At 71.8% G+C, this 18,672-nt stretch carries 16 protein-coding genes, 1 tRNA gene and 1 other RNA gene; 7 read left to right on the forward strand and 11 right to left on the reverse strand.

What is annotated here, in order from left to right; genetic code table 11:
• The first annotated feature begins 36 nt into the window (after positions 1–36).
• Positions 37–2,307 (forward strand): FdhF/YdeP family oxidoreductase, encoded by a 2,271-nt coding sequence (locus CS0771_RS01960; RefSeq protein WP_212839522.1) that lies wholly within the window; start codon positions 37–39, stop codon positions 2,305–2,307.
• Positions 2,307–3,269, forward strand: coding sequence for a formate dehydrogenase accessory sulfurtransferase FdhD (gene fdhD / locus CS0771_RS01965; RefSeq protein ID WP_212839523.1), 963 nt, complete (start codon positions 2,307–2,309; stop codon positions 3,267–3,269). Before CS0771_RS01960 ends, fdhD begins: the two co-directional genes overlap by 1 nt.
• Positions 3,270–3,370: 101 nt before the next feature.
• Here fdhD and CS0771_RS01970 read toward each other — a convergent pair whose 3' ends face one another.
• Positions 3,371–4,189: an NUDIX domain-containing protein gene (locus CS0771_RS01970; RefSeq protein ID WP_212839524.1), complete on the reverse strand. Its 819-nt coding sequence runs from the start codon at positions 4,187–4,189 to the stop codon at positions 3,371–3,373.
• A 172-nt stretch (positions 4,190–4,361) separates the two neighbouring features.
• Here CS0771_RS01970 and CS0771_RS01975 point away from each other — a divergent pair, with 172 nt between their 5' ends.
• Positions 4,362–5,051, forward strand: coding sequence for a sensor histidine kinase KdpD (locus CS0771_RS01975; RefSeq protein WP_212839525.1), 690 nt, complete (start codon positions 4,362–4,364; stop codon positions 5,049–5,051).
• Positions 5,052–5,319: 268 nt separating this feature from the next.
• Positions 5,320–7,050 carry a lysine--tRNA ligase gene (gene lysS / locus CS0771_RS01980; RefSeq protein WP_244870547.1) on the forward strand — a complete coding sequence of 577 codons (1,731 nt, stop codon included), beginning with the start codon at positions 5,320–5,322 and terminating at the stop codon, positions 7,048–7,050.
• 116 nt (positions 7,051–7,166) lie between these two features.
• Here lysS and CS0771_RS01985 read toward each other — a convergent pair whose 3' ends face one another.
• On the reverse strand, positions 7,167–7,895 hold the full coding sequence (locus CS0771_RS01985) for a tyrosine-protein phosphatase (RefSeq protein ID WP_212839527.1): 729 nt from the start codon (positions 7,893–7,895) through the stop codon (positions 7,167–7,169).
• Between the two features lie 149 nt (positions 7,896–8,044).
• Here CS0771_RS01985 and CS0771_RS01990 point away from each other — a divergent pair, with 149 nt between their 5' ends.
• Positions 8,045–10,246, forward strand: coding sequence for a germacradienol/geosmin synthase (locus CS0771_RS01990; protein ID WP_212839528.1), 2,202 nt, complete (start codon positions 8,045–8,047; stop codon positions 10,244–10,246).
• Between the two features lie 265 nt (positions 10,247–10,511).
• A complete protein-coding gene (locus CS0771_RS01995; RefSeq protein ID WP_212839529.1) occupies positions 10,512–11,048 on the forward strand; it encodes a hypothetical protein in 537 nt (178 codons plus the stop codon).
• Between the two features lie 173 nt (positions 11,049–11,221).
• On the opposite strand, the gene CS0771_RS02000 is transcribed toward CS0771_RS01995, so the two are convergent.
• Both CS0771_RS02000 and CS0771_RS02005 read right to left on the reverse strand, forming a co-directional pair.
• Positions 11,222–11,294 (reverse strand) — tRNA-Ala (locus CS0771_RS02000).
• Between the two features lie 175 nt (positions 11,295–11,469).
• A complete protein-coding gene (locus tag CS0771_RS02005; protein WP_203753479.1) occupies positions 11,470–12,090 on the reverse strand; it encodes a YqgE/AlgH family protein in 621 nt (206 codons plus the stop codon).
• 151 nt (positions 12,091–12,241) lie between these two features.
• Here CS0771_RS02005 and CS0771_RS02010 point away from each other — a divergent pair, with 151 nt between their 5' ends.
• Positions 12,242–12,820, forward strand: coding sequence for a nucleosidase (locus CS0771_RS02010; RefSeq protein WP_212839530.1), 579 nt, complete (start codon positions 12,242–12,244; stop codon positions 12,818–12,820).
• Between the two features lie 142 nt (positions 12,821–12,962).
• Here the strand turns inward: CS0771_RS02010 and CS0771_RS02015 are convergent, their stop codons facing one another.
• The 7 genes from CS0771_RS02015 to smpB all read right to left on the reverse strand — a co-directional run bounded on the left by CS0771_RS02015 (position 12,963) and on the right by smpB (position 18,627).
• Positions 12,963–13,964 (reverse strand): hypothetical protein, encoded by a 1,002-nt coding sequence (locus CS0771_RS02015; protein WP_212839531.1) that lies wholly within the window; start codon positions 13,962–13,964, stop codon positions 12,963–12,965.
• Positions 13,965–13,989: 25 nt separating this feature from the next.
• A complete protein-coding gene (locus CS0771_RS02020; protein WP_203753471.1) occupies positions 13,990–14,256 on the reverse strand; it encodes a hypothetical protein in 267 nt (88 codons plus the stop codon).
• Between the two features lie 169 nt (positions 14,257–14,425).
• Positions 14,426–14,801, reverse strand: a transfer-messenger RNA (tmRNA) gene (gene ssrA / locus CS0771_RS02025).
• An 86-nt stretch (positions 14,802–14,887) separates the two neighbouring features.
• Positions 14,888–16,012 (reverse strand): SRPBCC domain-containing protein, encoded by a 1,125-nt coding sequence (locus CS0771_RS02030; protein WP_212839532.1) that lies wholly within the window; start codon positions 16,010–16,012, stop codon positions 14,888–14,890.
• Between the two features lie 79 nt (positions 16,013–16,091).
• Positions 16,092–17,261: an SRPBCC domain-containing protein gene (locus CS0771_RS02035; RefSeq protein ID WP_212839533.1), complete on the reverse strand. Its 1,170-nt coding sequence runs from the start codon at positions 17,259–17,261 to the stop codon at positions 16,092–16,094.
• A gap of 64 nt (positions 17,262–17,325) precedes the next feature.
• Positions 17,326–18,075 (reverse strand): cellulose binding domain-containing protein, encoded by a 750-nt coding sequence (locus CS0771_RS02040; RefSeq protein WP_212839534.1) that lies wholly within the window; start codon positions 18,073–18,075, stop codon positions 17,326–17,328.
• Between the two features lie 75 nt (positions 18,076–18,150).
• Positions 18,151–18,627, reverse strand: a complete 477-nt coding sequence (smpB, locus tag CS0771_RS02045) for an SsrA-binding protein SmpB (protein ID WP_203753458.1) — start codon at positions 18,625–18,627, stop codon at positions 18,151–18,153.
• Positions 18,628–18,672 lie beyond the last annotated feature (45 nt).

Below are 18,672 nucleotides of genomic sequence, written 5' to 3' on the forward strand. Positions count from 1 at the left end.
TCGGCAGCGCGGCCCGGACGTGAGATCGTTTGAGGTATGGCGAAGAAGCCTCCGCGCGACGACGTGGGTGACCGGAATCTCACCGTGCGCGGCCCCAAGGCCGCGGCCGCCGGGCTGCCCGGCGTCGGGCACGGCCTCGCCGCGGCGGTGAACCAGATGGGGGTACGCCGTACCGCGCTCACCCTGGTCCGGGTGAACCAGGCGGGCGGCTTCGACTGCCCCGGCTGCGCCTGGCCCGAGCCCGCGCCGGAGCACCGCGCGCACGCCGAGTTCTGCGAGAACGGGGCCAAGGCGGTGGCCGAGGAGGCCACCCTGCGCCGCATCACGCCCGAGTTCTTCGCCCAGCACTCCGTGGCCGATCTGGCCGACAGGAGCGACTACTGGCTGGGCCAGCAGGGCCGGCTGACCACGCCGATGGTCAAGCACCCGGGCGCGACGCACTTCCGGCCACTGGGCTGGGCGCAGGCGTTCGCGCTGGCCGCCGAGCACCTGCGGGCGATCGAGCCGGACGAGGCGCTGTTCTACACCTCCGGGCGCACCTCGAACGAGGCCGCGTTCGTGTACCAGCTGTTCGCGCGGGCGTACGGCACCAACAACCTGCCCGACTGCAGCAACATGTGCCACGAGTCGTCGGGCGTGGCGCTGGGCGCGACCATCGGCATGGGCAAGGGCTCGGTCACCCTCGACGACGTGCACGACGCGAAGCTGATCGTGGTGGTCGGCCAGAACCCGGGCACCAACCACCCGCGCATGCTCACCGCGCTGGAGAAGGCCAAGCAGCGCGGCGCGAAGATCATCTCGATCAACCCGCTGCCCGAGGCGGGGCTCATCCGGTTCAAGAACCCGCAGAAGGCGAGCGGCCTGGTCGGCTCCGGGACGCCGCTGGCCGACCTGCACCTGCCGGTCCGGGTCGGCGGCGACCTGGCCCTGTTCCAGGCGATCGGGGCGCTGCTGCTGGCGTGGGGCGCGGTCGACGAGAGCTTCGTCACGGCGTACACCTCAGGCTTCGCGGACTATGCCGCCGGGCTGCGGCAGCTGGACGCGGAGCTGGTGGCCCGCGCGACCGGCCTGTCCCCCGCCGAGATCGAGGCCGCCGCGCGGCTGTTCGCCGAGTCGGCGGTGACCGTGGTCTGCTGGGCCATGGGGCTCACCCAGGGCCGCGACGCCGTCGCCACCATCCAGGAGATCGTGAACGTGCAGCTGCTGCGCGGCATGATCGGCAGGCCGGGCGCGGGCCTGTGCCCGGTGCGCGGCCACTCCAACGTGCAGGGCGACCGCACCATGGGCATCTGGCACGAGCCGCCCAGCTGGCTGGCCGGGCTCGGCGAGCGGCTGGACCTCCCCATGCCGAGCAGGCGGGGGTACGACACCGTCGAGGCGATCCGGGCGATGCGCGACGGGCACGCCAAGGTGTTCTTCGCCGTCGGCGGCAACTTCGCCGCGGCCACGCCCGACACCGACGTCACCGAGGCCGCGCTGCGCTCCTGCACGCTGACCGCGCACGTGTCCACCAAGCTCAACCGCTCGCACGTGGTCACCTCGGACGAGCAGACCGTGCTGATCCTGCCCTGCCTGGGCCGCACCGAGCGGGACGTGCAGGCCGCCGGGGAGCAGTTCGTCACCGTCGAGGACTCGATGTCGAACGTGCACGCCTCCCGCGGCCGCCTCGACCCGGCCTCGCCGCAGCTGCTGTCCGAGGTCGCCATCGTGTGCGCGCTGGCCCGCGCGGTGCTGCCGGACTCGGCCGTGCCGTGGGAGTCGTACGCGCAGGACTACCGGTCCGTGCGGGCGCTGATCGAGCAGACCGTGCCCGGCTTCGCCGACTTCGAGGCGAAGGTGCGCACGCCCGCCGGGTTCACCCTGCCGCACCCGCCCCGCGACAGCCGCACCTTCCCCACCGCCGACGGCAGGGCGCGCTTCACCGCCAGCCCGATCCAGCTGCTGGAGGTGCCCGAGGGCCGCCTGCTGCTGCAGACCGTACGCAGCCACGACCAGTACAACACCACGATCTACGGGCTCGACGACCGTTACCGGGGCGTCAAGGCGGGCCGCCGGGTCGTCTTCGTCAACCCCGACGACCTCGCCGCGCTCGGCCTCGCCGACGGCGCCATGGTGGACCTGATCTCCGAGTGGGCCGACGGGGAGCGGCGCGCGCCCGGGTTCCGGGTGATCGCGTACCCGACGGTGCGCGGCTGCGCCGCGACCTACTTCCCCGAGGCGAACGTGCTCGTCCCGCTCGACTCGACCGCGACCGGCTCGAACACGCCCACCTCGAAGCAGATCATCGTGCGGCTGCAGCCGGCCTGATGGGCGCGGCCAGCTCCCGGCGGCAGGTGACCCGCATCGACCTCGGCGGGTCCGCTCCGCTGCGCCGCCAGGACGCCCTCACCGCCGAGGAGCCCCTGGAGATCCGCGTCGGCCACCGCGGCGGCCCCCGCCCGCCGCTCGCCGTCACCATGCGCACCCCCGGCGACGAACTCGACCTCGCCCTCGGCTTCCTCCTCACCGAAGGCGTCATCACCCACCCCTCCGACGTCCTCACCGCCCAACTCTGCGCCCAGGAAAGGAAGGGCACCTTCTTAACGCTTTCCGTAGAGGAAGGGCACCTTCTTAACGCCTCGCAGGCCATGGGTGGCGGCCCCGGCAGCGCGCCCGAGCCGATCGGCGGCGGCCTTGTCGACGCGAGGCCGCCTGCCGGCACGTACAACGTGGTGGACGTGGTGCTCGCCGACCACGTCGCGCCACCGGACGCCGGGGTGGAGCGCAACTTCTACACCACGTCCTCGTGCGGCGTCTGTGGCAAGGCCAGCATCGATGCGATTCGCACCCGTTCGCGGTTCGACGTGGCCGCCGATCCGGTCACCGTCGACGCCCGGATCCTGGCGGGTCTGCCGGACCGGCTGCGGGCCGCCCAGCGCACGTTCGAGCGCACGGGAGGGCTGCACGCGGCCGGGCTGTTCACCGCGGCCGGGGAGCTGGTCGCGGTCCGCGAGGACGTGGGCCGGCACAACGCCGTCGACAAGCTGATCGGGATGCAGTTGCGAGCCGGGCGGCTGCCGCTCGCGGGGCACGTGCTGCTCGTCTCCGGCCGGGCGAGTTTCGAGCTGACCCAGAAGGCCTGGATGGCCGGGATCAGCGTCATGGCCGCGGTCTCCGCGCCCAGCACGCTGGCCGTCGACCTGGCCGAGGAGTCCGGAATGACCCTGGTCGGCTTCCTGCGGGGGCAGACCATGAACGTGTACGCGGGACACCAGCGCATCCTGGCCTGAGGCCGCCCCGCGCAGGTCCACTCCTCGACGCCAGCCGCACCTGAAGCGTTAAGAAGGTGCCCTTCCTCTACGGAAAACGATAAGAAGGTGCCCTTCCTTTCCTACCAGTGGAGGGCGTGGGAGTGCTGGTAGTCGCCGTCGGCGGCGACGAGCCAGCTGTGCTGGGGGCCGTCGGCGACCAGGGCGGTGGTGCCGGTGAGGCGGCACAGGCGGGTGGCGAGTTCGAGTTCGCTGACGCCGGTCGCGCGGGCTAGGGAGTCACCAGCCGAGAGTTCGCAGCCGTACGAAGGGTCGCCGGCGTCGGGGTTGATCCACACGGTGGCGCTGACGTCGGCCGCGCTCATCAGCTCGTCGGCCGTGCCCACGAAGACGTCCGCGGGGTCGAGGCCGTACGCCTCGTGCAGGGCCTGCCGCAGCACCCCGGCCGGGGTCGCCGAGGCGAAGGAGACGCTGTACGCCGCCCGGCCGTCCTGGGCGGCCTGCCACACCTGGTCGATCGCCCGGCGCAGGTAACCGGCGACGCCCGCGGGCTGCAGGTTCAGCTCGTCGATCGTCTCGGCCGTGAACGGCACCCGCACCACGTCGTAGGTGCCCTTCGCCGGGTCGGCGAACTCGTGCCCGTACCGGCCGGCGAAGTCCATCGAGACCAGACGGCAGGCGAACAGGTGATGCCGCTGCCAGCCGTCCTCGCGGGGCGCGTCGACGAAGGTGAGCGGCACGGGTGGGGTGACCACGGCCCGCAGCTCCTCGTCCAGCTCCCGGTAGAGCGCCGCCAGCAGGTTCGCGTCGCCGGGCTCCACCCCGCCGCCGGGCACCGACCAGTAGCGCGGCACGCCGGGCCGGGTCCGTTCGAACAGGAGCACGTCGTCGCCGTCGAGCAGCACGGCGCGGACGCGGTGACGGTGCGGGACGGCGACCATGACTTCAGCGTCGTACGCCGCGACGGCTTTGTCGACCGGAAGACGGATTCTCAGCCGTACGCGCGGCGTCTGTCAGGAAACGTGATTGAGTCTCGCCAGAGGCGTCCGCTGCTGGTATATGTGATGGGCCGTAAGCCAGGTCACAGGAAGCCGGGTTCAGGAAGTGGTCGCCATGGTCAGCTCACCCAGCCCTTCCCCGGGCGAGGACGAGACGATCGACATGCTGTTCCACCTGTCGCGGCGCTCGCAGGCGATGGTGGACCGGCTGATCAGCTGCCTGGACCGGATGGAGCAGGTCGAGCCGGACGCCGACCGCATGAAAGACGTCTTCGAGCTGGACTTCCTCGCCATCCGGATGCGGCGCAACGACGAGAGCCTGCTGGTGCTCGCGGGCGGCGAGTCGGCCCGGATCCGGCGCGACCCGGTCACCCTGGTCGAGGTGCTGCACGGCGCCCGCTCCGAGGTCGAGGACTACCGCCGGGTCGAGTTCGGCGTGATCGACGAGAGCCTGCTGGTGGCCGCGCCGGTCGTGAACGACCTGGTGCATCTGCTGGCCGAGCTGTTCGACAACGCGGCCGCGTTCTCCCCGCCGGACAGCGCGATCCTGGTGGAGGCCCGCAAGGTGGCCGACCGGGCGGTGCTGCTGGTGGAGGACCGGGGCATCGGCATGGGCGCGCAGCGGCTGCGCGAGCTGAACCAGCGCCTGGCGCAGCCCAGCCCCATCACCGCGGCGACGGTGCGCCAGATGGGCATCGAGGTGGTCAGCCGCCTCGCCCAGCGCCACGAGATCCGCGTAGAGCTGGAGTCCCTGGAACGCGGCATCGCCGCCTCCGTAGTCCTCCCCTCCCACGCCCTCGTCTAACCCCACCCCACCCACCCCGCCGCCGCCCGAGGCGCGTCCCGTGGCCAAGGTCATCGGACTTGCCTGGCAAGTGGGGGAAACCGCGGCCAAGATACGCCCATGTGCCAGGCAAGTCGGGCGATCTTGGGGCCCGCGCCACGGGCCGGGGCGCGGTTGGGGCGCGGTTGGGGTGGGGGTGGGGCGAGGGCGGGGAGGGGCGTCGTGAAAGTGGGTTGGGCGATCCGGGAGAATGGGGGCGTTCGCTTTCTCATGGAAGGACGTGCCGATCGTGGCCGCAAACCCGGAGGCCGACTGGGTCTCCCGCTTCGCTGACGAGGTCATCGCCGAGGCAGAGCGTCGCGCTCCGGGCAAACCGATCGTCTGCGCGTCGGGACTGAGCCCGTCCGGCCCGATCCACCTGGGCAACCTGCGCGAGGTGATGACCCCGCACCTGGTCGCCGACGAGGTCCGGCGGCGCGGGCACGAGGTCGTGCACATCATCAGCTGGGACGACTACGACCGCTACCGCAAGGTGCCGGTCGGCGTCGCGGGGGTGGACGAGTCCTGGGCCGCGCACATCGGCAAGCCGCTGACCTCGGTCCCGGCCCCGGCCGGCAGCGCGTACCCGAACTGGGCGGAGCACTTCAAGGCCGCGATGATCGAGTCGCTGGCGCAGCTGGGCGTCGAGTACCGCGGCATCAGCCAGACGCAGATGTACACCTCCGGCGCGTACCGCGAGCAGATCCTGCTGGCCATGCGCGAGCGCAACAAGATCGACGCGGTGCTGGACCGTTACCGCACCAAGGGCCGCACGGCGGGCGCCCCGCAGCAGGGCAAGCTGGACGAGGAGGAGGCCGCGGCGGCGCAGGAGGCCGCCGAGGGCTCCGGCGCGGCGAGCGAGGACGACGGCACCGGCGCAGCGGGCTACTACCCGTACAAGCCGTACTGCTCGGTCTGCGAGCGCGACCTGACCACGGTGGTGTCCTACGACGACGACACGACCGAGCTGGTCTACACCTGCCAGTGCGGGCACACCGAGACGATCCGGCTGTCCGAGCACGACCGCGGCAAGCTGGTGTGGAAGGTCGACTGGCCGATGCGCTGGGCGTACGAGGGCGTGGTGTTCGAGCCGAGCGGCGTCGACCACTCCTCCCCCGGCTCGTCGTTCCAGGTCGGCGGGCAGCTCGTGGGTGAGGTCTTCGGCGGGCAGCAGCCCATCGGCCCGATGTACGCCTTCGTCGGCATCTCCGGCATGGCGAAGATGAGCAGCTCACGGGGCGGCGTGCCGACGCCCGCCGACGCGCTGCAGATCATGGAGCCGCCGCTGCTGCGCTGGCTCTACGCCCGCCGCCGCCCCAACCAGGCCTTCAAGATCGCCTTCGACCAGGAGATCCAGCGCCTGTACGACGAGTGGGACACCCTCGGCCGCAAGGTCGCCGAGGACGCCGCGAACCCGGCCGACGCCGCCGCGTACAGCCGCGCCGTGGGCACCGCCGCCGGCCCGCTGCCGGTGACGCCGCACCCGCTGCCGTACCGGACGCTCGCCTCGATCGTCGACATCACCACCGGCGACCCGGAGCAGACCCTGCGCATCCTGCGCGACCTCGACCCGGCCGACCCGGTCGCCTCGCTCGACGAGACCCGCCCCCGCCTGGACCGCGCCCAGCACTGGATCACCACCCAGGTCCCCGCCGACCAGCGCACCCGCGTCAACGCCGAGCCCGACGCCACCCTGCTCGCCAAGCTCGACGACACCGAGCGCGAGAGCCTCCACCTGCTCCTGTCCGGCCTCGACGACCACTGGTCCCTGGAGGGCCTGACCACCCTCGTCTACGGCGTCCCCAAGCAGCGCCTCGGCCTCCCCATGGACGTCAAGCCCACCCCCGAGCTCAAGGTCGCCCAGCGCGAGTTCTTCGCCCTCCTCTACCACCTCCTGGTCGGCCGCGACACCGGCCCCCGCCTCCCCACCCTCCTCCTCGCCGTCGGCCCCGACCAGGTCCGCAAACTCCTCACCCCCTGACCCCGCCCGACCTCTACCGCGTCGATCTTGCGTGAACTGTGGGGATGACACGCCCCTTCCGGGCGTATCCCTAACAGTTCACGCAAGATCGACGCGATCTTGGGCGCGGCGGCGAGTCACGGGGTGAGGAGGGTGGCGCGGAGTGCCGCGACGTAGGGCTCGTCGATGTCGAGGCGCTGTTCGGCGTAGCCGCGCAGCGAGCCGTAGTTGTCGTTGACCCAGGCCAGGAACAGGGTCATCACCTCGGCGGGGGCGCGGCCGTAGCCGCGCCAGTTCGGCGGGCTTCCGTCGCGGGCGATCCAGTCGGCGACCAGGCGCTCGCTGGCCAGCTCGGTCAGCGCGTAGTCGGCCACGATGACGTCCTCGGGCACGTCCAGCAGGGCCAGCACCAGCGCGGCGATCAGGCCGGTGCGGTCCTTGCCGGAGGCGCAGTGGAACACCACCGGCGCGTTCTCGTCGGCGACGATCACGTCGAGCGCCTGGCGCAGCTCGGCCACCCCGTCCTCGGCCACCTCGGCGTACTTCTCCGCCAGGAACGGCCCGATGGGCAGGTCGGCGTCCTGACTGGCCTGCCGGTACGGCCGGTGCTCGATGCTGAGGTTGTGGTACGCCAGCTCGGCGTGCTCGCGTACCCGCCCGGCGCGTTCGATCTCCCACGGGTAGCGCAGGTCGATCACGGTGCGCACGCCCAGCTCGGCGAAGCGCGCCCAGTCGGCGTCGTCCATCTTCGACAATGCGTCGGACCGGTAGAGCCGCCCCCACCGCACGGTCCTGCCCTCGTGCCCGCGATAGCCGCCCAGGTCCCGGAAGTTGTGTACGCGTCCGAACGCGATGTGTCTGTCCACACGCGGCACGGTAGCCGAGCCGGCACCGCATAACCGATCAGGATGATTTCTGCAATCTACTCAAAACGGGCGAATCGCTGTACCGTCGTCAGCAGCCGCGGCACCACGAAACTGCACGTCATCGCCAGGTAACACGTCAGGAGACGGTGATGCAAGCGTTCACCCTGCCCGATTTCTACCTGCCCCACCCGGCTCGGCTCAATCCGCACGAGCAGCACGCCCGGGACCACTCCAACGAGTGGGCCCGCGCCATGGGCATGCTCGACGCCCCCGGCCCGTCCGGGGAACCGGTGTGGGACCAGGAGAAACTGAGCAAGCACGACTACGCGCTGATGTGCGCGTACACCCATCCCGACTGCGACTCCCCGACGCTGGACCTGGTCACCGACTGGTACGTGTGGGTCTTCTTCTTCGACGACCACTTCCTCGAGTCCTTCAAGTACGACCGCGACCTCACGGGGGCGCAGGAGTACCTGGACCGGCTGGAACTGTTCATGACCGAGCCGGGGCAGACACCGCCCGAGCCGGGCAACCCGGCCGAGGCGGGACTGGCCGACCTGTGGGCGCGCACCGTCCCGCACATGTCCGACGGCTGGCGGCGGCGCTTCGTCACCAGCACCCACAACCTCATGGTCGAGTCCATGTGGGAGCTGGAGAACATCTCCCGGCACCGGGTCGCCAACCCGATCGAGTACATCGAGATGCGGCGGCGGGTGGGCGGCGCCCCCTGGTCGGCCAACCTTGTCGAGTACGCCTGCGGCGCCGAGCTGCCGGACCGGCTGGCCGGGCGGCGCCCGCTGCGGGTGCTGCGCGACACCTTCTCCGACGCGGTGCACCTGCGCAACGACCTGTTCTCGTACCAGCGTGAGGTGGCCCAGGAGGGCGAGAACTCCAACGCGGTGCTGGTGCTGGAGCGCTTCCTGGAGGTGCCGCCGCAGCGCGCCGCGGACCTGGTCGGCGAGCTGCTCACCTCGCGGCTGCACCAGTTCGAGAACACGGTGCTGACCGAGCTGCCGCTGATGTTCGCCGAGCACGCGGCCACCCCGCCGGAGCAGCTCGCGGTGAGCCTGTACGCCAAGGGCCTGCAGGACTGGCAGGCCGGCGGGCACGAGTGGCACGCCCGGTCCAGCCGCTACCAGAAGATCGAGGAGCGGGCCGGGACCGGGCCGCTGGCCCCGGGGGTGGCGACGCTGCTCGGCCAGTACGCGCACGTGCCGCTGGCGCGGCGCTCCGGCCACCTGCCGCTGCCCGCTTTCCACATGCCGTACCGGCCGCACGCCAGCCCGCACCTGGCCCGCGCGCGGCGGCACGTGGTGGCCTGGGGCCGGGCGATGGGCTTCTTCGATCCGGTGCCCGGCACCGGCGTGCACGGGCTGTGGGACGAGCGCGCGCTGGCCGGCTTCGACTTCGCCCACTGCGCCGCGATGATCCACGCCCACGGCACGCCGGAGCAGGTCGAGCTGTCGTCGGACTGGCTCGCCTGGGGCACCTACGGCGACGACCTGTTCCCGGTGCAGTACGGCCGCGGCCGCGACTTCCTCGGCGCGAAGGCACAGAACGCCCGGCTGTCGCTGTTCCTGCCCCTGGACGGCACGGCGCTGCCGGAGCCGCTGAACCCGCTGGAACGGGGCCTGGCGGACCTGTGGCGGCGCACGGCGGGGCCGATGGCGCCGGCCGCGCGGGCCCGTTTCCGTAAGGCGGTCGAGGACATGACCGCGTCGTGGCTGTGGGAGCTGGCCAATCAGATCCAGAACCGGGTGCCCGATCCGGTGGACTACGTGGAGATGCGCCGGGCCACCTTCGGCTCGGACCTGACCATGGGCCTGGCCCGGCTCGCCCACGCCGGGCAGGTGCCCGACGAGGTGTACGAGCACCGGGTGATGCAGCAGCTGGAGCACGCCGCGCAGGACTACGCCTGCTTCACCAACGACGTGTTCTCGTACCAGAAGGAGATCGAGTACGAGGACGAGATCCACAACATGGTGTTCGTGGTGGAACGGTTCCTCGGCTGCGACCGGCTCGCCGCCCGGGACGTGGTCGCGAAGCTGATGACCGAGCGCATGCGGCAGTTCGAGCACACCGTCGCGGTCGAGCTGCCCGCGATGTGCCGACAGCTTGGCCTGGACGACGAGATGCGCGGGCAGCTCGGCGCGTACGCGGACCACCTGAAGGACTGGATGTCGGGCATCCTGCGCTGGCACCAGCAGTGCGTGCGCTACTCGGCCGCCTCGCTGGCGCAGCGCAGCCCCGGCCTGGGCCTGCCGCACGCGCCGGCGGTGCCGCTGCCGTCCGGGCTGGGCATGTCGGCGATGCGCGTGCTGGAGTGGCTGCATCCGGTGCACCTGAACTGAACGGGCGGGCCCGTACGGCGGCGGCGCGGGGTCGGGGAGGGTGCTCCCCGACCTCGCGCCGCCGCGTGCTCGGCCCCACCAGCGAGCCCGTGAGCTGTGCCAGAAGCTCACAATGTATCGATGTTAATAGATTGTTTCAAGCCCGGGGCGGACATTGATATCTGACACTCTATCGATCTATGGCCACGCTTAGTATATCGGCGATCGCCGAAGAGTCACATTCGGTGATCTCCGTCCCCGTCCGTCCCCGACACCGGAGGCCCTCGTGGTCCGACTCGCCCGCGCCGCCGTCACCGCCATCCTGGCGATCGGCGGCACCCTCATCGCGGCCGCCCCCGCCGAAGCCGCGGTCATCGACGTCACCTGCACGTCGCCCAACAGCACCAACGTCATCACGTTCAGCCCGCCGCTGACGCTGGTGAACCAGCTCACGGTCGTGTCTCGCGCCACCAAGTACGAGCCCTGCCGGGCGCCGCGCTGGCCCAACCTGGTCGCCGGCAAGGAGAGCAAGACGATCACGATGTTCGACGACTGCACCATGGTCCTCGGCACGCTGAACGTCAACTTCACCATCACCTGGAACACCGGCCAGACCACCACGGTCAGCGCCGTGCGCACGGCGTCGCTGTCCGGCTCCAGCCTCGTGGTGACCTTCAACGGCACCGTGACCGCCGGCCTCTTCCTGGGCAGCAACGTCAACCAGGTGTTCGTCGGATCCGGCGTCGACCTCATCAACTGCCTGAACGGGCGCGGCGAGGTCAAGAGCATCGTGTCCCGGGTCAACCTGACCATCTCGCACTGACGTGTGCCGGCCGCGGCGGCCCCGCCCCTGGCCGCCGCACCTGATCGCGGGTTCGTGTCAGAAAGTGTGGCCCCACCGCAGGTTCTGACACGAGACAGCGATCTTCAGCGCCGGAGCGGTCGAGCTCCGGACAAAGCGAAACGCCCAGGTCGTTGACCTGGGCGTTTCTTCGGTGGAGCCGAGGGGACTCGAACCCCTGACCCCCACACTGCCAGTGTGGTGCGCTACCAGCTGCGCCACGGCCCCTTGTTACTGGTAAGTCCCCGTTTGACGTTTCCGTGTCCCGGGCACCTGCGAAATAGTACACGGCCCCGGGCCCCTCGCAAAAACGGGTATCCCGGCGAGTTGACCAGGAGGTTGTGCACCCGCCACGCCGGTCGATCATGAACTTGAGTTCATGATCGACCAGGAGGTGGACGGGTCAGTTGAGGGAGACGTCCGGGGGGTAGTTGGCCACGGCGGCGGTCATGCCGCCCTGGCGGCGCAGGACCAGGGACCACAGCTCCTCGGGCTGGGTGCGGAACGGGTCGCTGGGCAGGGCCTCGAACACCAGCCAGGCGTTCTCCTCGATCTCCTGCTCCAGCTGCCCGGCGCCCCAGCCGGCGTAGCCGTGGTAGACCCGCACGCACTCCAGCCGCTGGCCGATGCGGGCCGGATCACGGCTGAGGTCCACGGTGCCGATCTGGCCCATCACCCGGCTGAAGCCGACGAACCCGGCCACGCCCGCGCGGGCACGGGCCACGCAGATCGCCGAGTCGGTGCCGACCGGGCCGCCCTCGAACAGCACTCCGGGCTCCCGCAGCAGCGGCTCCCAGCCGGGCAGGATGTCCCCGACCACCGCCTCGGTGGGCCTGTTCAGCACCACCCCGAGCGCCCCGTCCGCCTCGTGGGCCAGGACGAAGACGACCGTACGTTCGAAATTGGGGTCTCGCAGCGAGGGCAGGGCAACCAGCAGGTGCCCGGTCAGTGACTCCACCGCGTCCCGCCCCGTGCCCTTCCCCGCCTTGTCGTGCCGCGTTATGTGCGGCTCTCCCGACGCCATGTCTGGCACCCTATCCGTCCGGAGGCGGCACGGTCAGGGTCTCCGCGCGGCAACTGCGCCAAAGTTCCCCGTCTCGGTGAACCCGACCGCGCTGACCTGCTTGCGCCGCACGGTCTGAGACCAACCCGACACGCCGCCTACACTTCCCGGCATGAAACTCACCGGCACCGTGACCCCCGACCGGCCGCTGATCGTCGTGGCGCTGCCGGAGGAGGCGGCGCATCTGCGCACGGATCACCCGGTGCTGCTGACCGGCGTGGGCAAGGTGCACGCGGCGCTCGCGGTGACCCGGGTGCTGGCGGCAGGCCCGCTGCCGCGCGAGATCCTGAACCTGGGCACGGCCGGGGCGCTGCGCCCGGGGCTGGCCGGCACGCACGAGATCAGCCGGGTGATCCAGCACGACTTCGACTCGGCGACGATCCAGGCGCTGACCGGCCGCACCTTCGGCGCGCCCCTGGATCTGGCCGGGTCCGGTCCGGTGCTGGCCACCGGCGACGTCTTCGTCTCCGACCCCGCGCTGCGCGCCGCCCTGGCCGAGCACGCCGGGCTGGTGGACATGGAGGGGTACGCGGTCGCGGCGGCGGCCGCCGAGCACGGCGTGCCCGTCCGCATGATCAAGCACGTCAGCGACGAGGCCGACGACACCGCCTTCCAAAGCTGGGCCCAGTCCGTCGACGCCTGCGCCCGCACCCTGGCCACCTGGCTCACCACCTACCACCACACCCACTGACCAGCGCCCCCGCCGTCAAGATCGCTGTCTCGTGTCAAGATCTGCGCTCTGACCAGAGCTTCCGACACGAGACCGCGATCTTCACCACCGCGACCCCACATCGCGACACGAGACCGCGATCTTCACCACCAGGGGTGGCGGGTCAGGGCATGGTCTTGGTGACGGGCTGGCCGGTGACCGCGTCGAGGATGACGCGGTCGGCAAGCGGGCCGGTCAGGGTCACCTCGACGGGGGCGAACTTCAGCATCGCCACGCAGGCGCGGTCGCCGTCCGGAGGGCTGGCGCTGCCGCCGATGACGACCACGTCGGCCGACTCCCAGACCAGCGGCGCGATGTCCTTGTCGCAGGCGCCGACGCCGACCCGGTAGGCGACGGTCCGCTCCTCGACCCGGTCCAGCGTCTGCGTCGCCACCAGCAGGAAGTCCTGCTCCTGCGGCACCGGCGACACGGGCAGCTCGGGCAGCGGCCGGACCGCCTCCGGCGCCACCGCCACGCGCACCATCGGATCGGGCAGCTCCTTGACCGTGAAGATCCATGCGGGCACCGTGGCCAGACCTCGGCTGGTGCGCAGCTGGGCCGTGCCGAGCTTCACCCCTGTGACGGTCAGCACGCCGCACGGACCGGCCGGCGCGGAGACCGACCCGTCGGTGCCGGTGGTGGAGCTTGGCGCGGGCGCGGGGTCGCACTGCGGCTGCCCGCCGTGGGCGAGCGCCCGGTACGCCGCGTCCGCGCTGACCACCGGCACCGGGAGGTCGCTGCCGTCAGGGAAGGCGATCGTGCCGTTCCCGGCCTGCTTCGGCAGTGTGGTGCTCAGCCGGTACCACCCGGCGGAGGCGGCGATCTTCGTCGTGTCGTCGGGGTAGCCCCGTTCGGGCTCGATGGTGAGCGGCGCCAGCGGCACGAAGCCCTCGCGCCAGGCGGTGGTGAGGCCGGAGTCGCGCCACTGCTGCGCGACCTGGGCGGCGCGGCGCTCGAAGGCGGCGGCCGCGGCGGCGGGTGCGGTGGTGGCGCCGGGGCCCGCGGCGTCACCGGCGGGCCGGCCGCAGCCCGTGGCGAGCAGGGCGGGCAGCAGCGCCAGCAGCAGGAGCCGGCGGATGGGGGTAGCCGTCGCGGCACGCCGCGAGGGACCGGATGCGGAAGCCATGCCGGTCAGACGCGGCGCGCGGGGCTCAGGTTTCCCCGCCGAGGTCGACGCCGTACGCCTGGTAGAGGACGTCGGCGCTGCGCTGGCGGTAGGCGGACAGCTTGCGCGCCAGCGCCTCCTCGCTGTGCCGGTCCGCCGGGCGGGAGGTCACCGCGTCGAGCAGCGCCCGCCGGTCGGACTCCAGCGCCTGCACGCGGTGTGTCAGCCGTGGCGCGTCGGCGATCACGTCGCCGAGTCGGCCGGCGGGGCCGAGCACGGTGTTCGACAACTCGTCCATTGGATCGGTGGCCATACGTCACCCCCGGGACCGCGAAACGTCCTTGCGTTCGATGGTCACGCCGCCGGGGTCCGATGTCCATAGTTTCGCCCAGGTTTGAACGGTCGTTCAGTCGGTCACCGAGGCAGGAAAGGCCTGGTCATGACGAAGGCCCCGATCCCAGGTCGGGATCGGGGCCTTCGGTAGGTGGAGGTGCCGGGAATCGAACCCGGGTCCATCGCCGCATTGCCAGGGCTTCTCCGAGCGCAGCTCACTATGCCTCTACTCGGCCCCACCGATCACGTGAGCGAGACGGTGTGACGGGCCCAGTCGCGATTGATCTCGCCTCAGCAGCCCCGCGACGGGACTGAATCGGCCAGCCTACTAACTGATGCCGGTACATGGGCCGTAGGCACTCCCAGACCGACAGACCTGCTACTCGCCTCAGGCGGCGAGAGCGAGGTCGCGCTTCACGTAAGTGTTGGCGCTTATGGTTTTCCGACGATGATTATCGAGACAACGTCGGCTTCCTCGGCTCGCTTCTCCTGCCTCAACGTACGATGTCGAAACCTGTCACCCCCTCGTCGTGCGCGAACGCACTCGCGGTGGCGATCACCGCGCTCATAAAGAGTAACGCTCGGGCGCGGCGAAGTCATTCCGGTATCGGTCAACGCCCCGTACAGGCGATCCCGTCGACGGTGCACGCGGTGATCGACTGGCCCAGCGCCAGCAGCGCCGGGAAGCGGATGGTGAAGGTCACCGAGCCGTCCGCGGCCAGGGACGCCAGCGGTGTGACGGTGACCTCGGCGCCCGACTGCGCCATGCCGACCACCGCCGGGGAGCGGTTCTCCACGGTCTTGACGGCCGGCATGGTCAGCACCACGGTCCAGCGGTCCACGGCGGCGGCGCCCGCGTTGCGCACGGTCACCTCGGTGTCGAAGCCGCCCAGGCCGAGCAGCGCGACCGTCTTGTACGACGCGGCCAGCGGCGCCCCCGCCCCGGCCGACCCGGTCGCCTCCGGCAGCGGCGTGCCGCTCACCAGCGGCGTGGCACCCGGCGAGGCCGTCCCGCCGGAGAGGCCCGGCTGCGGCGTACCCGATCCGGTCGCGGCGGGCACGGTCGCCGCCGCCTGCACGCCGGAGTCGAGGCCGTGCGCGGCCTCGGTGTCCGGCCCGGGGTCCGCGCCGCCGCCGATCATGACCGCGGCGGCCGTGCTCACCAGCACCACCAGCACCACGGCACCGGCCAGCGAGAGCAGCCGCATCCGCCGGGAGCCGCCCTCGGCCGCCGCCGGCGGCTCGTCGAGCGGGACCGCCTCGCGCCGCCGCGGGATGGCCGTGTGCAGGTCGGCCACCACGCCGCCCAGATCCACCTCGCCGGTGGCCAGCCGGTCCAGGGTCAGCGGCAGCTGCTCGCCGAACATGAACTGGTATGACCGGCGCAGCTCCCGGCGGCGCCGGGTGCCGTCCACCCCGAAGAAGCCCGCCTGCAGCAGGGTCAGCCGGGTGCCCTGCTCGTGATCGGCCAGCTCCCAGGTCACCTCGGTGTGGGTGTGGTCGTCGCGCCAGTGCATCGCCATGCGCCGCTGCGCCGTCACCTCCACCACGTCGAGGTCGAACGGCGTGGCCAGCCCGGCCAGCCCGGGCGGCGGGAACGCGCGGAACGTCTCCCCCGGATGCGGGGCGAGATCCGTCGGCACGAACCACTCGCGCAGCAGCCGCTGCTCGGTGAGCGCGCGCCAAACCCGAGCGCGGGGATGGGGAAGATCGACGTCGAGTCGCAGCTCGGTCACGGACCGACTATAGGGTCGGCGCGACGGCGGCGGCAGCCCCGAATTCGACCATGCACACCGGACGGGTGTCGGCTGCCCGTCAGGAGCAGGGCGTGCCGTTCACCGCACAGCCTTCGGGCCGGGTCGCCCCGGACTGGTCCCCGACCTGGAACGCGAACGTGAAGTCCTGGTCCGCCGGGAGCCTGCGGTGCACCTGCTGCGGGATGAACGTGACCCGCCCGCCGCCCTGCCGGAAGTCGATCCGGTCCCAGGCGCTGGTGACCCGCGCCTCCGCCGGGAGGTCCACGGTGGCGGTCCAGCCCGTCAGCCCGCCCGGACCCGGCCGGATGGTGATCTCGCCGATGTAGCCGCCGGTGAACGACTCCACCGTCCGGTAGGAGACCGACAGGCCGGGGACCGTCTTCACCCCGGTCTCACCGGTCCCGGTGGCGGGCGACGGCAGGGCGCTGGGCGGCGGCAGGGCGCTCGCGGACGGCACCGGGACCCCCGCCGGGGGCGTGGGCGACACCGAAGCCATGGGTGACGCCGGTGCCGCGGACGACGTGGACACGGCCGGATCGCCCGCCTGCACCCCACCGCCGGGACCACGACCCGGCGCCCCGGCCGACGGGCCGGGCGTACGCAGCAGCAGGGTGGTCAGCGCGGTGACGGCCAGCACGGTGAGCACCATCGCGCCCCCGACGGAGAGCAGGCGCAGGCGGCGGTCCCCCGGCATGCCGCCGAGGCGGCGCAGCAGGCCGTGCCTCGGGGACGGATCCTCGAACGGCTCCGGCTCGCGGCCCGGCGCGAAGACGGGCGGCCCGACCGGCACCGACACCGGCGGTGCCGGCTGTACCTCGTCCAGCCACTCCAGCAGCTCGGGCAGCCGCTGCTCGAACATCAGCTCGTACGCCTGCCGCAACTCGGCGCGGCGCTCGTCGCCCGCGATGCCGAGGAAACCCGTCTGGCTCACCCGCAGCAGGCAGCCCGTGCCGTCGGCCGCCAGCTCCCAGACCACATCGGAGTGCAGCTCCTCGCCGCGCCAGCGCAGGACGAGCCGAGCCGGCCGGACCGCCTCGATCACGTCCATCTCGAACGGCACCGTGAACCCGGGGATGCCGGGCGTGGGGAACGCGCGGAAGACACCACCCGGCTCGGGCCGCAGATCGGTCCGCAGGAACCACTCGGTGAGCAGCTGCTGGTCCGTCAGCGCCTGCCAGACCAGCTCCACCGGGAACGGGAGCGTCACCTCGAGCCGCAGCACGGTCACGGCCCGAATATAGAGCGGTTGTGGCCGATGCGCCGCTGGCTTTAGGGCCGGTTTAAGGCTCCTGTCAGGCGGCCTGGCATGCCGTCCCGTTCACCGTGCAGGTCACCGTGAAATCAGCGCTCGAGCCGCGCTGGCCGATGAACCCGAAGACGTACGTCGCGCCCGGCGCGAGCGGTCCCCGGTCCGGGGTGAACACCCACCCGCCGTCCTGCGTGGCACGGTCGGCCTCCCAGTCGCCGCTCACGGTCGTGCCCGCCGGCAGCTGGATCCGCACCGTCCACTGCAGCGGCTCGCTGCCCGTGTTGCGCACCTGCACGCTGACCACGTAGCCGCCCGGCCAGGTGTCGGCGTCGTACACCGCGGCGACCGAGGATCCTCCCGGCGGCGGTGCGCCCGGGGGCGGCGCGCCGACGGTGGCACGCGACGGACTCGGCGCGGCCACGCTGGGGCTGGCCAGGGGCGACGCGCCGGACGTGGCCGTGGGACTCGCCGGCGGCTGGGCCGGGGCAACCGAGGCGAGCTGGGTCGGGCTCGGCGTGACCACCCCGAAGCCGTCCACGAACCCGGCGCCCGGCGTCGACGCCAGGACGTCGGGCAGGGCCACCGTCGGCTTGGTCGGGGCGGGCTTGGCCAGCGCCCACGCCGCCGCGCCGGACAGCAGCAGCCCGGTGGTCACGATCGCGATCACGACCGGCGCGCGCCGGGAGGGCCGCTGCGGGTCGTCCTCGACCCCCGGCTCCTCGACCGCCGGCTCCTCGACCGCACGGGGCAGCAGGGTGGTCTCGTCGTCCTCACGAAGCCGATGCTTGCTCACGTTCGGCGAGGCTACCGGCACGGGTCACCCGTGCGCGATCGGCCATCCGACTGCAACCGGCCGGGCGGACGCCCGTCAGCGGATCCCCTTCGCGCGGCGGCCCAGCTCACGCTGGATCTCGCGGTCCGAGTCACGCTTGGCGATGTCCTGCCGCTTGTCGTAGGTCTTCTTGCCCTTGGCCAGCCCCAGCTCGACCTTGGCCCAGCCGTCCTTGAAGTACATGGACAGCGGCACCATGGTCAGTCCGCCCTCGCGGGTCTTGGTGAGCAGCTGCACGATCTCCTTGTGCTTGAGCAGCAGCTTGCGGGTGCGCCGCGGGGCGTGGTTGGTCCACGTGCCCATGGCGTACTCCGGGATGTGCAGCTGGTGCAGGTAGATCTCGCCGTCGCGCTCCTGGCCGAACGCGTCGACCAGCGACGCGCGCCCCGCGCGCAGCGACTTCACCTCGGTGCCCATCAGGGCGATGCCGGCCTCGAACGTCTCGAGGATGGTGTAGTCGTGGTACGCCTTGCGGTTGGACGCGATGACCTTGCGCCCCTTCTCCCGCGGCATGACGGCCCTCCTCTCCTCGATCACCGAACCCGACAATGCTACCGA

It is taken from the genome of Catellatospora sp. IY07-71, from assembly GCF_018326265.1.
Classification (GTDB): Bacteria; Actinomycetota; Actinomycetes; order Mycobacteriales; family Micromonosporaceae; genus Catellatospora.